Genomic DNA, 15,872 nt, shown 5'->3' on the forward strand with positions numbered 1-15,872 from the left:
GGAGTAAAGGCGTAAATAAGGAGGCGAAGATATCGCCTCCGAGTGAAAGAAAGGTTAAGCAGTTTTCATTTTTGCAAATGCAACTTCTGCTGCTTCGATGGTTTTCTCAATATCTTCATCGCTGTGAGCAATAGACATAAAACCCGCTTCGAATGCGGAAGGCGCTAAATAAATACCTTGCTCTAACATAAGGTGGAAGAAGGTTTTAAAACGCTCAACATCACACTTCATGACGTCTTGGTAGCAAGTCACACTTTTTGCGTCAGTGAAGAAAATACCAAACATGCCGCCGACATGGTTGATCACCATTGGAATGCCTTGCTCCTGTGATACGCGTTTTAAACCGCGGGCTAATTTTTCAGTTAGCTCGGTCAGTCTCGCGTGAACACCTGGCTGTGCAACCTCATTAAGACAAGCAAGGCCTGCTGCCATTGCAACTGGGTTACCGGATAGCGTTCCTGCTTGGTATACAGGCCCAATCGGCGCAAGTTTTTCCATGACTTCGAAACGACCGCCAAATGCGCCAACAGGCATACCACCACCAATGATTTTACCTAGGCAGGTTAAATCAGGTTGTACACCATAGTAATCTTGCGCGCCGCCGAGTGCCACACGGAAACCCGTCATGACTTCATCAATGATCAATAGGGCATTAAATTCATCACACAGTGCACGTAGGCCGGGTAAAAACTCATCGGTTGGTGGAACACAGTTCATGTTACCCGCAACAGGCTCAACAATGACGCACGCAATATCTTGTGGATAATTTTCAAAAGCCTGACGAACCGATGCTAGATCGTTATAAGTGCAGGTGAGTGTATGTTTAACGAAATCTTCAGGTACACCCGGAGAGTTAGGCTCTCCCATTGTCAATGCCCCTGAGCCTGCTTTGACTAATAAACAGTCAGCATGGCCGTGGTAGCAACCTTCAAATTTAATAATTTTGTCGCGACCAGTGTAACCACGTGCTAAGCGGATCGCACTCATGGTTGCCTCAGTACCTGAGTTCACCATACGGATCATATCGATAGAAGGCACTAATTCACAAACCAGTTTTGCCATTTCCACTTCTGCGGCAGTTGGCGCACCGAAACTTAAGCCTTTATTGACAGCTTTGATTACGGCATCACGGACGGCGGGGTGGTTATGACCAAGCACCATTGGTCCCCAAGAGCCTACATAGTCAACATAAGCTTTACCATCAACGTCAAAAATATAAGCGCCATCAGCACGTTCAATAAATAAAGGCGTACCACCAACACCATTAAATGCTCGTACTGGTGAGTTGACGCCTCCGGGGATTAGCTGTTGCGCTTCATTATATAAGTTTAAAGATTGGCTCATGCAAGGCTCCTGAATAGGGACAAATAAATCGACTAAATACCGTTGAAACGAGACTTATCATACTTCAAGTTACTTAGATAGGGTGGCTCAAGCCATAAGGTAGCGCTGAGTGAGGCCACTTTTGGTTGGTCATCTACATGCAACTTGAATTATTTAATAGGCCTATTCTAAAGCACGGAACCAATTAAACCAAATGCATTGATTGGTATGCACAATGTGTTGAATTACGACACAGGACTTGAATCAATGACTAAGCTGGCGGATAATTAGTAAATTGATCTGAGTAAGCTATCTGCTTACGCTGAATTACCGGTTGACCGGCTTGGAGTAAAAAATGAGTGATGATGCAGCTCTGCCATTGCAGTTTACTGATGCGGCAGCAATTAAAGTAAAAGACTTAGTTTCTGAAGAAGACAACCCAAACCTGCGTCTACGTGTTTACATTACCGGTGGTGGTTGTAGCGGCTTTCAGTATGGCTTTACCTTTGATGACCAAATTAATGATGGCGACATGACCATTGAAAAACAAGGCGTTGCCTTGGTGGTTGACCCAATGAGCCTACAATATTTGGTTGGCGGAAGTGTTGATTATACTGAAGGGTTAGAAGGTTCACGTTTTATTGTGACCAATCCAAATGCGAAATCCACCTGTGGTTGTGGTTCTTCATTTAGCATTTAAGTCTTATCGTTGAGAGGGGCGTTCCCCCTCTCATTCATCGCTATTCTGAGTGTAATTGTTCACACAATGACTGGGCCGCCAGCACTACGCGAGGGCCAGCACGATGAAACCAATCTTCATTTAAACGAATAATCGGGATAGAAAGTTGCGTTTGCCAAAATTGGCGAACGGCAGTTTCTTGAGTCTCGGTTCCTGTCATTACAATCATCTCGGGCTGCCTAGCAATAACCTGTTCACGGCTGACTTGAGGCCAAGGCACAGCACTGTTTGCGAAAATATTTTCCCCACCACACATTGAAACAATGTCATTTTGAATAGTGTTACTGCCTGTACTAAATAGGGGTTGAGTGCCTAGTTGAATAAAAACCCGTTTTTTGGGGCGCTCTTGCTTAGCGTAACGTTGTTTTAGCTGGTTAAGTTGCTCACGCATCGATAAAACGGACTGCTGGGCAATTTGGGGCTGCGGGCTGTATTTAGCCAGTTGTTCGATAGCAGAAATAACCCCTTCAACGCTTTGTGGATCGAAATAGATAATAGGGATCCCCAAAGCAGCAAGTTGGTCGAGTGGGCGCTGAGGGTTACCACCTCGCCAAGCTAAAATAAGATCGGGTTTTAGTGCCACAATCCGTTCGACATTAAGGCCTTGCCAATCGGAAACCTGCTCTAATTGTTTCGCTTCGGCAGGATAATCGGAGTATGCACTGACAGCAATCAGGCTTTCGCCTAATCCAGCCGCATAAGCCAACTCAGTATTCGCTGGAGAAAGGCTGATCACGCGGTGTTTCGTGTCTGCAACAACCGATGTATTAAAAAATAGCAATAGTAGTAAGGCGAGTGTGGTTTGAAGTGTGCTTGGGTGCCATTTCATGCAGTCATTGCCTCTAACTAAAAGAATAAATAAAAAGCATAGCGTTTTATTGACTATGCTTTTTATTGACTATGCTTTTTATTTTAAACGAAAGTTATGCGAGTTCAGCTAAAATTGCTGCTATCATCAGTGATGATTGGCGCGCTGCAACAGGTAAAAACTCATCAAAACTGGTGTGTGATTCTTTATCTGCTACATCGGAAATAGCGCGTACGACAACAAAAGGTACAGCGAATTGATGGCAAACTTGGCCGATGGCGGTGGCTTCCATCTCAACAGCAGCGACTTGAGGGAAGGTTTTTTTAATTCGAGCCAAAGGCTCTGCGCCATTGATGAAAGCATCACCACTGCACACAAGGCCACGAACCGCATTCATATCCAACTGTTGAATACATTTTTCGGCGAGCACGATCAATTTAGGGTCAGCCATAAATGCGGGAGGGCATTGCGCCATTTGGCCTGGTTCATAACCAAAAGCAGTTACGTCCGCATCGTGATAACGTACCTCAGTTGAAACAACGATATCGCCAACATTTAAGTTAGGATCTAAACCACCCGCTGAGCCAGTATTAATTACTATATCGGGTTGGCAATGTTCAAGTAGCAACGTGGTGCCGATTGCCGCCGCCACTTTACCAATACCTGATTTTAGCAGCGCAACGTCGACGCCATTAATTTTCCCTGTGTAAATTTCACAGCCAGCACGGCTGAGAGTTTGGCAGCCTTCAATTTGTTCACGCAGGATGGCAACTTCCTGCTCCATTGCACCTATGATACCGACTTTCATTATGTCATACTCACTGTTGATTAATTAGACACTTAAGGTAGAGATGACTAAAGTGTAACATTGAAAGGTATTATTTCTCTGCCTTTTATTTTTGTCTCGTGTATAAAGGATGAGGAGTTGGTGTGAGCGAAATTAATTTTCTAACAAAATTAAATTATCAACGAAACTATAATAGCGCGAAAAGTCCTCGAGTCTCTGCTCACAATGAAGATGCTGTTAATCGCCAATTTGAAAGTGATAGAGGCCGAATTATCAATTCAGCGGCAATCCGTCGGTTGCAGCAAAAAACACAAGTATTTCCATTAGAACAAAATGCCGCAGTGCGCAGCCGATTGACCCATTCCTTAGAAGTACAACAAGTCGGGCGTTACATTAGCAAAACGGTTCTTCACGAATTAAAAAAGAAAAAGTTACTGGAAAAATATGGGCTACATGAGCGTTGTGATGCGTTTGAAAGCCTAGTCGAAATGTCTTGTTTGATGCACGACATCGGTAACCCTCCTTTTGGGCATTTTGGTGAAGCCGCAATTCAGAGTTGGTTTCGCCAACTGCTAGCCCCTCAATACCAATACACACCCGATTATCCGGATCCTTGTAAAATCGCCGCCATGCGTTTAACTGGGGATGAACGTCTTGATCTCTTCCGTCGTCAACTTAAACAGGATTTATGCTCTTTTGAAGGTAATGCGCAAGGGATACGCATGGTACATCGCCTATTGAAGCTAAACCTCACTTATGCACAAGTCGGCTCTATCTTGAAATATACGCGCGGAGCATATGATCTTGAGCCTATTCCTGAAGAATTTGATTATTTGATGAAAAAGCCGGGCTACTATTGGTCTGAACTCGGTTTCGTGAATGAACTATGTAAAAAATTAGAGATGGGTGAACATTGTCGCTTCCCACTTTCTTATATTATGGAGGCGGCTGATGATATCTCTTATTGTATTGCTGATTTAGATGATGCCGCTGAGAAAGGAATTTTTACCGTTGAACAATTGATCAACTATTTGCGGAACGAATGGGGGGGAGTCGAAAAAGGCGACTTATTTGATGAAACCATTATGAGCGCTTTTAATAATATCAGTGATAACCATACAAGACGAATTCAACAAGACCAATTTTTTATGTATTTACGAGTGAATATTACCAGTAAATTGGCTCGTTACAGTGCTCAGCGTTTTATTCAGAATCTCCCCGAAATCTATGCAGGGCGCTTCAATAGCGCATTGTTGGAAGATAAAAGCCCTGAGCATCGCTTACTTAAAGTTTTGAAAACGGTTGCATTTAAGCATGTCTTTAGCCATCACGAAGTAGAAGAGCTGGAGTTGCAAGGTTATCGCATCATTGGGGGGCTGTTAGATTTTTATCGCCCATTATTGATGTTAGAAAGGGAAGACTTTATTTCGCTAGTTGAAAATAACTATCACAAACAATTTTTTATCGAAACACGGTTATTCCATAAACTCTCTAATAAGCACCGTTTGTCATACAGTGAAGCAATTGAAGGCATATGTGCAACAAATGAAATAGAGAAATCTATTCTTGAGTTTTATTATCGGGCACGATTGATTCAGGATTATATCAGCGGCATGACGGATCATTATGCCTATGAAGAATATCGTAAATGTATGGTGTCAAACTGATTGTTTATTCGGCAGTAAGGTGATGAAGGCGTCAATTATTTTGAATAAGAGCCGTTCAAACAAACAAAAATAATAAAAAAATATACGTTAAGTGAAAAAGTGATAACTCATCTTGGCAAAAAAACTGCTATTATAGGCTAGGCGCGCTTTTTACTGAGCATATATTCTGCTGACTAGGTGATATGCACTAGTAGACGCTATAGTTACGCGTAGGTAGAGCTTAAAGTCAGTGTGTTGTCGCGTATCTTATGCCAGTGAGAGAGCATCTCTTTAACCAAAGAGAATATAAAATTATTTTCTGAAACTTAACACCTCGTAGTGACAAATTATGGCCCAATTTTACTCGCCAAACCGCCGTACCACCCAACGCCGTCAAATAACGGTGACAATCGATAGTCTAGATGCAGCAGGTCAAGGAGTTGCACGCTCTAATGGTAAAGCGATTTTCGTAGAAGGGCTTCTACCCGGTGAACAAGCGCTAATTGAATTGGTTGAAGAGAAAAGCCGCTTTGCGAAAGCAAAAGTGGTTAAACGTTTAAGTACCAGCCCACAACGGGTTAAGCCACAGTGCCGTTATTTTAATCAGTGTGGTGGCTGCCAGCAGCAGCACATTGATATTTCTCTACAAAGAGAAAGTAAAGCCAATGCATTACAGCATCTAATCGCCCGAGAAACTGGGGTTCAAAAAGAAGCCAAGCCCATTATTTTTGGTGAACCTTATGGTTACCGCCGTAGAGCGCGTCTTGGATTACAGTATCAAAATAAAAGCAAACACCTGTTAATGGGGTTTCGCCAAACTCAATCGAATACCTTGGTCGATATCAAGCAGTGCCCTGTACTGCATCACGACCTTGAACGATTGATCCAACCACTATCTGACTGCTTAAATCAGCTAAAAGCTGCACCAAAACTCGGCCATGTGGAGTTGATCCGAGCAGATAATAGCCTCATTGTCTTACTGCGCCACCTTGTACCATTGGCTCCCTCCGATCAGCAGCTGCTTAAAAGCTTTGAACAGCAACATGAGGTCTGTGTTTGGTTAGCAGGGGATGAACATAGCTTACATCCGTTAAGCGCTTCTACCGTGATACCCGAATATCAGGTTGCTGGGGAAATGTTACAGTTCAGCCCATTAAACTTTATTCAAGTCAATAGTGACATTAATCAGAAAATGGTTGCTCAAGCACTTGAATGGTTGGATCTGCACCCACATGATCGAGTTTTAGATTTGTTTTGTGGCATGGGGAATTTTACATTGCCTATCGCGAGGCGAGTCAAAGCCGTGGTTGGTGTTGAAGGTGTCGAAAATTTAGTCAAACAAGCGAGAAATAACGCGCAGCGCAATTCAATTGGTAACGCGACCTTCTATAATGAAAACTTAGAGGCGCAAATCCATACTCAGCCATGGGCAGCTGAAGGGTTTAATAAGGTATTGTTAGATCCTGCTCGAGCGGGCGCCGCTGGAGTAATGGAACATTTAGTTAAACTGATGCCCGAAAAAATTGTCTATGTTTCTTGTAACCCGACCACTTTGGCACGGGATAGCAAAATTTTGCTTCAAGCGGGATATCAGTTAGTACAACTGCGGATGTTGGATATGTTTCCGCATACCAGTCATCTGGAATCAATGGCGCTATTTATCAATAGCCCAGAGGGTTAACAGGTAGGGAGAATATATGGTTGCTGTAAGAAGTGCACATCTTACCCCAGCAGGTGAGTTTGCCCCAGAAAAATGGGTAAGCGGGCTGGGCCTAAATAATCCACAATCAGAACAAAAACTTATCCATACCTGGCAGTATTGTCATGAAAAATTAGCAGGGCAAGAAACGGCACCCCTACTGCTATGGCGTGGGATCGAGATGACCGAAATACTCTCGACGCTGAGCATGGATATCGGTAGCTTACAAGCCGCACTGCTATTTCCGTTAGTTGAAGAGAAACAGCTCGATGAACAAGCGGTAATTGATGATTTCGGTCAATCAATTTATGAGCTGGTAAAAGGTGTCCTTGAAATGGATGCCATCCGCCAATTAAAGGCGACACAGTCGGGGGAAACTAGCTCCGTTCAAGTGGATAATATTCGTCGTATGTTACTGTCGATGGTTGAAGATTTCCGCTGTGTTGTTATCAAGCTAGCCGAACGCATTGCGCATCTACGCGAAGTGAAAGATGCGACAGAAGATGAGCGCGTATTAGCCGCTAAAGAGTGTTCCAATATCTATGCGCCATTGGCCAACCGCTTGGGTATCGGTCAACTCAAATGGGAATTGGAAGATTTTTGTTTCCGTTATTTGCACCCAGAAGAATACAAGAAAATTGCGAGCTTATTGCATGAGCGCCGTATTGATCGCGAAGAGTATATCGATAACTTTGTGACCACATTGCGCAAAAAAATGCTGAAAGAGAATATTCAAGCTGAAATTTATGGGCGTCCCAAGCACATTTACAGCATTTGGCGCAAAATGAAGAAAAAATCGCTAGCATTCGATGAGTTATTCGATGTCAGAGCGGTACGTATTGTCGTTGAACGTCTACAAGACTGCTATGCAGCGCTGGGGATAGTACATACCCATTTCCGTCATTTGCCGGATGAATTTGATGATTATGTCGCCAACCCTAAACCCAATGGCTACCAATCTATCCATACCGTAGTACTTGGGCCAAATGGTAAAACCCTCGAAATACAGATCCGCACCCGCCAAATGCATGAAGATGCAGAGTTGGGGGTTGCTGCACACTGGAAATATAAAGAGGGAGCAACAGGGGTTGGTAAAGGAAGCAGCTACGAAAACCGTATTGCATGGTTGCGTAAATTGATAGCATGGCAAGAAGAGATGGCTGATTCAGGTGAAATGCTTGATGAAGTGCGTAGCCAAGTTTTTGATGACCGCGTATATGTATTTACACCTAAAGGGGATGTTGTTGATTTACCTGCGGGGTCAACGCCACTCGACTTTGCTTATCATATCCACAGTGATGTTGGGCACCGCTGTATTGGCGCTAAAATTGGTGGTCGTATTGTACCGTTTAGCTATCAGTTACAGATGGGTGACCAAATTGAAATTATTACCCAAAAACACCCAAATCCAAGCCGTGATTGGCTCAACCCTAATTTAGGCTATGTGACAACCAGCCGGGGGCGCGCTAAGATCCATAACTGGTTCCGTAAGCAGGATAGGGATAAAAACGTGCTGGCGGGGCGTCAAATTCTTGATAACGAATTAGCGCACCTTGATATAGGTATCAAAGAGGCGGAAAAATTATTGATAGCACGCTATAACGTCCATTCTCTTGATGAGGTCTTGGCCGGAATTGGCGGTGGTGATATTCGTATCAATCAATTAGTCAACTTCTTACAAAGTAAATTCAAGAAAACGTCAGCGGAAGAAGCCGATCGCGAAGCGATGAAGACGCTGGAAAGTAAAACTGCGGCGCCACGACCAGCTTCCCAAACGAATAGCAGTGGTCGCGTAGTTGTCGAAGGTGTGGGTAACCTAATGCACCATATCGCACGCTGCTGCCAGCCCATTCCTGGTGATGACATTGTTGGATTTATCACGAAAGGGAGAGGTATTTCTATCCATAGTGTTGATTGTGAACAGCTTGCTGAGTTGCAAAGCCATGCACCTGAGCGCCTAGTTGATGCAGTATGGGGGGAGAACTACTCCAGTGGTTATTCGCTAGTGGTGCGTGTTGTTGCTAACGATAGAAGTGGGCTGTTACGTGATATCACAACCATCTTAGCTAACGAAAAAGTTAACGTACTTGGCGTTAGCAGCCGTAGTGATGTTAAACAGCAGTTAGCGACCATCGATATGACGATTGAAATTTATAACCTACAGGTATTGGCTCGAGTATTGGCCAAACTGAATCAATTGCCTGATGTGATCGAAGCGAAACGCCATTCTAAATAATCGTAACATCGTTATGCAGTAATAAACGATCCCATGTTATCCTTGCGAAACATGGGATTTTTATGGTTTAAAAAGGTCAAAAAATGAGTACGACAGCATCACAGCTTGAACGATTACTAGGCATTATGGCGAAATTGCGTGATCCACAAACAGGTTGCCCGTGGGATACTCAACAAACGTTTAAAACGATTGCTCCTTATACGCTTGAAGAAACTTATGAAGTCATTGATGCCATTGAGCGTGAAGATTTTGATGACCTAAAAGGTGAATTAGGCGATTTGTTATTCCAAGTCGTGTTTTATGCGCAAATGGCGAAAGAGCAGTCACGTTTTGATTTTAATGATATTTGCCAAGCGGTTAGCGATAAACTAGAACGACGCCACCCGCATATTTTTGACGCAGAAAATCACCCTGATAGCAGTGTTGCACTGGCAGGATGGGAAAAGCGTAAGTCTGCTGAACGTGCACAAAAGGCGCAATTTTCCATCCTTGATGATATTCCAAGCGCGCTACCTGCCTTAATGAAAGCCTATAAGATCCAAAAACGTTGTGCATCAGTGGGTTTTGATTGGGACACGTTAGGGCCTGTAGTCGACAAGGTTCGCGAAGAGCTGGATGAAGTAATGGAAGAGGCCACTCAAGTGGTTGTTGATGAGCAGCGCTTAGAAGAAGAAATTGGCGATCTACTGTTTGCGACCGTGAATTTATCACGTCATCTAGGCCATAAACCCGAAATGGCACTTAACAAGGCCTGCCAGAAGTTTGAAAAGCGTTTTCGCCAAATAGAGTCACGTCTTGCACTAGAAGGTAAAACCACAGAAACCGCAACGCTTGAGGAGATGGAACAGCATTGGCAGCAAATTAAGCTCTCGGAATAATATTTGTTTTTAATGTGTTACCTTATTTTTTAAAATAGTTAGCATCAATACACGAGGAAATATCTTCATTTCCTAGAGGATATGAAACGATAATTGGTGATATAGGAAGTCTCCTTTCTGGAGGACAAAGGCAACGAATATCGATTGCAAGAGCACTTTATCGAGAACCTAAAATTTTGTTAATGGATGAAGCGACAAGTGATTTGGATGTAGAAAATGAGCGTAAAATAACGGAGGCGATTGCCTCACTGCAAATTACCCGTATTTTTGTTGCCCATCGCCCTGAAATGATAAAGTCGGCAGATAAAATTTTTAATCTGCAATTAAATCACTGGGTGTCACAATATGATTGACTATTATTGTTGCTGAAAAAGCCATCATAACTGCAAAGCAAGCTTAAGTTAACCTCATTAACATCCACTTAATACACGCTAGATTGCTGATCTTTTCTACGAGATATACAAAAAATTTCACCTAATTTAATAAAACCATCTTAGTTCACTCTAGTTTTGCTGAAAGGATTTAGCTTTTGCGAAAAATATGCTAGCCTTAGGAGGTGTTTCTGTATAGCGACACGAATTAAAGAGAGGTGAAGTGTTATGAGTGGCATCATAACGCAAATTTGCTAACCTAAAATAGGTATATGATGAGTAAACTCACATTGCTATTTTACTTTAGGGAAAACAGTTTCTACGCTGTCGTATCTCAAAAGCTATGGTAAGCAAAGTCACTTAATGGGTTAAATGGCTTGAGTGATAGCACTGTTGCTGTTTGCATGTTAATCAACCTTGTTTGGGGCTAGAAAATATTTTTTATTTTAACTAGCTGATATTAATGGAATATAGAGGAAAATTAACCTTATTATGCTTAGAACATTTGTAGCGAAATTAAGGTTCGGGTATACTGTTTTCCCGTCCTGTTATATCCATCATCTTTTAAACCTAAACTTTCAGGTTCAGCATGAAAACTAATTATATTTTTGTGACCGGCGGGGTCGTATCCTCTCTGGGTAAAGGCATTGCCGCAGCCTCTTTGGCGGCTATACTCGAAGCCCGTGGACTCAATGTCACCATTATGAAACTGGATCCGTACATCAACGTTGATCCAGGGACAATGAGCCCAACCCAACACGGGGAAGTTTTCGTTACAGAAGACGGCGCTGAAACTGACTTGGATTTAGGTCATTATGAGCGTTTCATCCGTACCAAAATGACGCGTCGCAACAACTTTACAACGGGGCGCGTTTATTCAGAAGTATTGCGCAAAGAACGTCGCGGAGACTATCTTGGCGCGACTATCCAAGTTATCCCTCATATTACCAATGAAATTAAAGACCGCATCATCCGTGGTGGTGAAGGTCATGATGTTGTTTTAGTCGAAGTTGGCGGAACAGTTGGTGATATCGAATCATTGCCATTCTTGGAAGCTATTCGTCAAATGGCGGCAGAAGTAGGGCGTGAACGCACACTCTATCTGCATCTGACTTTAGTTCCTTATTTGGCGGCAGCGGGTGAAGTGAAAACTAAACCAACTCAGCATTCTGTTAAAGAGCTGCTATCCATTGGTATTCAGCCAGATGTGCTGATCTGTCGTTCAGACCGCGTTATTCCTGCGAATGAGCGTGCAAAAATTGCACTGTTCTGTAATGTTCCTGAAAAAGCGGTTATTTCACTCAAAGACGTTGATTCCATCTACAAAATCCCTGGTATGTTGAAATCACAGGGCTTAGATGAGTATATCTGTAAGCGTTTCAATCTTGACTGCCGCGAAGCAAACCTTGCTGAATGGGAACAAGTGATTTATCAAGAAGCAAACCCTACTGGTGAAGTGACCATTGGTATGGTTGGTAAGTATGTTGAATTACCCGATGCTTATAAATCAGTTATTGAAGCTTTAAAACACGGTGGATTGAAAAATCGCCTAACTGTGAATATCAAACTGATTGATTCACAAGATATTGAAACTCGTGGTGTTGATCTATTAAAAGGCTTAGATGCTATCCTTGTTCCGGGTGGATTCGGTGAGCGTGGTATCGAAGGTAAGATCATGACAGCGAAATATGCGCGCGAAAATAAAGTGCCTTATTTAGGCATTTGTTTAGGTATGCAGGTTGCCTTGATTGAATTTGCACGTAACGTTGCCAATATGGAAGGTGCAAACTCAACTGAGTTTGATGCAAACTGTAAATACCCAGTCGTTGCGCTAATTACTGAATGGCGTGATGAAAATGGTAACCTAGAAGTGCGTTCTGAAGAGAGCGATCTTGGTGGAACCATGCGTGTTGGTGGTCAACCATGCCACTTAGTTAAAGACAGCTTGGTTCGTGATATGTATGGTGCAGATACGATTGTTGAACGTCACCGCCACCGCTATGAAGTGAATAATCTGTTGCTAAAACGCATTGAATATGCGGGGCTAAAAGTTGCAGGTCGTTCAGTGGATAACAAACTGGTTGAAATTATTGAAAATCCAAATCACCCATGGTTTGTGGCATGCCAGTTCCACCCTGAATTCACTTCAACGCCAAGAGATGGTCACCCATTGTTTGAAGGTTTTGTTAAAGCCGCTGGTAGCTACCAGAAAGGTGAGTTGAAATAAGATATGGCGGGGTAGGCAGATGTGCCTGCTCCCCACAATTTAACTTGTACTGAGGAAAACCTAATGTCCAAAATCGTTAAAGTGATCGGTCGTGAAATCATTGATTCTCGTGGTAACCCAACTGTAGAAGCTGAAGTTCATCTAGAAGGTGGCTTTGTTGGTTTAGCAGCCGCGCCATCAGGTGCATCTACAGGTTCTCGTGAAGCACTGGAACTGCGTGATGGTGATAAATCACGTTTTCTGGGCAAAGGCGTTCTGAAAGCGGTTGCCGCTGTTAATGGCCCAATTGCAGAAGCGCTGATTGGTCAAAATGCAAAAGACCAAGCGACTATCGATAAGATCATGATTGATCTAGATGGTACTGATAACAAATCTAAATTTGGTGCGAACGCGATTTTGGCTGTGTCATTAGCTAACGCGAAAGCGGCAGCTGCGGCAAAAGGTATGCCTCTTTATGAGCATATTTCTGACCTAAACGGTACTCACGGTCAATATTCAATGCCTCTGCCAATGATGAACATCATCAATGGTGGTGAGCACGCTGACAATAACGTCGACATTCAAGAGTTCATGATCCAGCCAGTTGGTGCTTCAACACTGAAAGACGCTGTTCGCATGGGTTCTGAAATTTTCCATCACCTAGCGAAAGTACTGAAAGCTAAAGGCATGAACACCGCTGTTGGTGATGAAGGTGGTTATGCGCCAAACCTAGAATCTAACGCTGCTGCACTAGGTGCTATTAAAGAAGCTGTTGAGCAAGCTGGTTATGTATTAGGTAAAGATGTCACTCTGGCGATGGACTGTGCGGCTTCTGAGTTCTATAACAAAGAAACTGGCAACTATGAGCTAAAAGGTGAAGGTAAAACCTTTACTTCTGAAGAGTTCACTCATTATTTAGAAGGTCTGACTAAAGAGTATCCAATCGTTTCTATCGAAGATGGCTTGAACGAATCTGATTGGGATGGTTTTGCATACCAAACTAAAGTGCTTGGTGACAAAATCCAATTGGTTGGTGACGATCTGTTTGTTACAAACACTAAGATCCTCAAAGAAGGTATTGAGAAAGGCATTGCTAACTCTATCCTGATTAAATTCAACCAAATCGGTTCTCTGACTGAAACATTGGCTGCTATCAAAATGGCGAAAGATGCGGGTTACACTGCGGTTATCTCTCACCGTTCAGGTGAAACTGAAGATGCAACCATTGCAGACTTAGCGGTTGGTACTGCGGCAGGCCAAATCAAAACAGGTTCTATGAGCCGTTCTGACCGTGTTGCTAAATACAACCAATTGATCCGCATTGAAGAAGCATTGGGTGACCGTGCTCCATTCAATGGTCTGAAAGAAGTTAAAGGCCAAGCATAATTTAAGCTAGGTTGAGTTATTTCTCAAAACGGGGAGCATTGTCTTCCCGTTTTTTATTAGCCCCCATCCCCCCATTTTTTTGTTTAAATTTCTTTATCTTTTGCTAAGGAATTACACGGACTCATCATTTTTTAGATGTTCACAAAATCGATAGTTTTTTATGTATCAAATGAAAAAAGTGTTTAATTGCGCGGTACAGCTCTCAATTTTGCATCATCTACATTTGAATTTCATTCGATTAACTCTATATTCCCCATACTGTAAATAAATATTAACAAGAGCTTGGGCACTAGGATGCTGATAAGCCAATGGAGTGAATATGGATGCTTCTGAATCTCTGAAACCTTCTGTTGGGCCAACGCCATCAAATGTAAAAGGTTGGGTGATTTTAGCGGTTGATATCGTATTGCTAATTTTACTTTTAAAATATTTACCATTTGATGATAAAGCGAATGCTGGGCTTGCAATGATGGTATTTATTGGTGTGCTTTGGTTGACTGAAGCGATACACGTTACTATCACTGCATTATGTATCCCAATCTTAGCGGTTGGTCTTGGTTTGATGAATACAGGCGATGCCTTGAAGTCATTTGCAAACCCAATTATTTTCCTATTTTTTGGTGGTTTTGCTTTGGCGACAGCGTTGCATATTCAAGGCCTAGACCGGCTGATTGCTAACCGTTTATTAATGGTAGCACGTGGGCGTTTATCCGTAGCCGTGGTGTTGCTATTTTGTGTAACGGCACTGCTATCAATGTGGATTAGTAACACGGCAACAGCCGCGATGATGCTACCCCTTGTGTTAGGTATCCTTTCTAATTTGGATGCGCGTCATGAACGTAACACCTTCGTGTTTGTTCTATTAGGTGTTGCTTATAGTGCGAGTATTGGTGGTTTAGGTACCATTGTTGGTAGTCCACCAAACGCAATCGCAGCTTCTGCACTTGGCTTGGATTTCTTGTCATGGATGAAATATGGCATTCCAATTATGGTTGTGCTGTTACCAATGATGTTTGTGCTGATGTTTATGATGCTACGTCCAAATTTGAAGCATCGCTTTGAATTAGAGCTAGAGCATGTGGAATGGAATGGTAAACGTATCACAGCGATGTGCATCTTTCTTATCGCGGTGCTGTGCTGGATCACTAGTACATTTATCAGTAAAGCATTAGGTGGCGTTAAAGATCTGGATACGATTATTGCCGTAAGTGCAGCAATCCTTATCGGGGTAACTGGTGTTGCGAGCTGGGCGCAAATCCAGAAAAACACGGAATGGGGCGTATTGATGCTGTTCGGTGGTGGTTTAACACTGAGCGCTATTCTAAGTTCGTCAGGTGCAAGTAAGATTATGGCTGACTGGATGCAAATGACTTTTGGTCAAAGCCATTGGTTCGTCATTATCTTAGCGGTCACTACGTTTATCATTATCTTAACGGAATTTACAAGTAATACAGCGAGTGCGGCGTTGTTAGTACCTATTTTTGCTACCGTAGCTGAAGCATTGGGCATGCCTGTTATGGCATTGACGATGATTATTGGTATTGGTGCATCTTGTGCCTTTATGCTACCAGTGGCAACACCGCCAAATGCTATTGTCTTTGGTTCTGGTTATATCAAGCAGATCGAGATGGTGCGTGTTGGTGCAGTGTTAAACGTTGCTTGTATTATTGTGATATCACTATTTGCTTGGTTCTTCTGGCTGTAATTCGAGTCAGTCATAACCGCAAAGTGATTGGAGGCCTCATATTGATGAGGCCTCCAGCTATTTAGCCCCGCTTGGCTTAAGGTAATAG

At 42.9% G+C, this 15,872-nt stretch carries 11 protein-coding genes and 1 pseudogene; 9 read left to right on the forward strand and 3 right to left on the reverse strand.

The window, feature by feature from the left end:
- Nucleotides 1–54: 54 nt before the first annotated feature.
- A complete protein-coding gene (hemL, locus tag M1E93_RS05465; protein WP_004922511.1) occupies nucleotides 55–1,344 on the reverse strand; it encodes a glutamate-1-semialdehyde 2,1-aminomutase in 1,290 nt (429 codons plus the stop codon).
- A 334-nt stretch (nucleotides 1,345–1,678) separates the two neighbouring features.
- Between hemL and erpA the strand changes: the two genes are divergently transcribed.
- Nucleotides 1,679–2,023 (forward strand): iron-sulfur cluster insertion protein ErpA, encoded by a 345-nt coding sequence (gene erpA / locus M1E93_RS05470; RefSeq protein ID WP_004922507.1) that lies wholly within the window; start codon nucleotides 1,679–1,681, stop codon nucleotides 2,021–2,023.
- Nucleotides 2,024–2,063: 40 nt separating this feature from the next.
- Here the strand turns inward: erpA and btuF are convergent, their stop codons facing one another.
- Both btuF and mtnN read right to left on the reverse strand, forming a co-directional pair.
- The gene (gene btuF / locus M1E93_RS05475; protein WP_088499089.1) at nucleotides 2,064–2,891 is read right to left on the reverse strand and encodes a vitamin B12 ABC transporter substrate-binding protein BtuF; all 828 of its coding nucleotides are present in this window, start codon (nucleotides 2,889–2,891) and stop codon (nucleotides 2,064–2,066) included.
- 94 nt (nucleotides 2,892–2,985) lie between these two features.
- Nucleotides 2,986–3,678, reverse strand: coding sequence for a 5'-methylthioadenosine/S-adenosylhomocysteine nucleosidase (mtnN, locus tag M1E93_RS05480; RefSeq protein WP_392503895.1), 693 nt, complete (start codon nucleotides 3,676–3,678; stop codon nucleotides 2,986–2,988).
- Between the two features lie 122 nt (nucleotides 3,679–3,800).
- On the opposite strand from mtnN, the gene dgt reads away from it, so the two are divergent.
- The 8 genes and pseudogenes from dgt (at nucleotide 3,801) to M1E93_RS05520 (ending at nucleotide 15,784) form a co-directional block, all read left to right on the forward strand.
- Nucleotides 3,801–5,324 carry a dGTPase gene (gene dgt, locus M1E93_RS05485; protein WP_004922499.1) on the forward strand — a complete coding sequence of 508 codons (1,524 nt, stop codon included), beginning with the start codon at nucleotides 3,801–3,803 and terminating at the stop codon, nucleotides 5,322–5,324.
- Nucleotides 5,325–5,652: 328 nt separating this feature from the next.
- The gene (gene rlmD / locus M1E93_RS05490; protein WP_014656565.1) at nucleotides 5,653–6,984 is read left to right on the forward strand and encodes a 23S rRNA (uracil(1939)-C(5))-methyltransferase RlmD; all 1,332 of its coding nucleotides are present in this window, start codon (nucleotides 5,653–5,655) and stop codon (nucleotides 6,982–6,984) included.
- A 16-nt stretch (nucleotides 6,985–7,000) separates the two neighbouring features.
- Nucleotides 7,001–9,238: a GTP diphosphokinase gene (relA, locus tag M1E93_RS05495; RefSeq protein ID WP_004922493.1), complete on the forward strand. Its 2,238-nt coding sequence runs from the start codon at nucleotides 7,001–7,003 to the stop codon at nucleotides 9,236–9,238.
- Between the two features lie 83 nt (nucleotides 9,239–9,321).
- Entirely contained in the window at nucleotides 9,322–10,116 is a 795-nt protein-coding gene (mazG, locus tag M1E93_RS05500; RefSeq protein ID WP_004922490.1) for a nucleoside triphosphate pyrophosphohydrolase, read from the forward strand.
- Nucleotides 10,117–10,154: 38 nt separating this feature from the next.
- Nucleotides 10,155–10,469, forward strand: a pseudogene (locus M1E93_RS05505) (ATP-binding cassette domain-containing protein); the annotation flags it as partial.
- A 607-nt stretch (nucleotides 10,470–11,076) separates the two neighbouring features.
- The gene (gene pyrG / locus M1E93_RS05510) at nucleotides 11,077–12,714 is read left to right on the forward strand and encodes a glutamine hydrolyzing CTP synthase (protein WP_426207176.1); all 1,638 of its coding nucleotides are present in this window, start codon (nucleotides 11,077–11,079) and stop codon (nucleotides 12,712–12,714) included.
- A 63-nt stretch (nucleotides 12,715–12,777) separates the two neighbouring features.
- Nucleotides 12,778–14,079, forward strand: a complete 1,302-nt coding sequence (eno, locus tag M1E93_RS05515) for a phosphopyruvate hydratase (protein ID WP_004922479.1) — start codon at nucleotides 12,778–12,780, stop codon at nucleotides 14,077–14,079.
- A gap of 319 nt (nucleotides 14,080–14,398) precedes the next feature.
- Nucleotides 14,399–15,784 carry a DASS family sodium-coupled anion symporter gene (locus M1E93_RS05520; protein WP_426207177.1) on the forward strand — a complete coding sequence of 462 codons (1,386 nt, stop codon included), beginning with the start codon at nucleotides 14,399–14,401 and terminating at the stop codon, nucleotides 15,782–15,784.
- Nucleotides 15,785–15,872: the final 88 nt, after the last annotated feature.

Origin of the sequence: Providencia sp. PROV272 (genome assembly GCF_049901975.1) — a bacterium.
Lineage (GTDB): Bacteria > Pseudomonadota > Gammaproteobacteria > Enterobacterales > Enterobacteriaceae > Providencia > Providencia stuartii.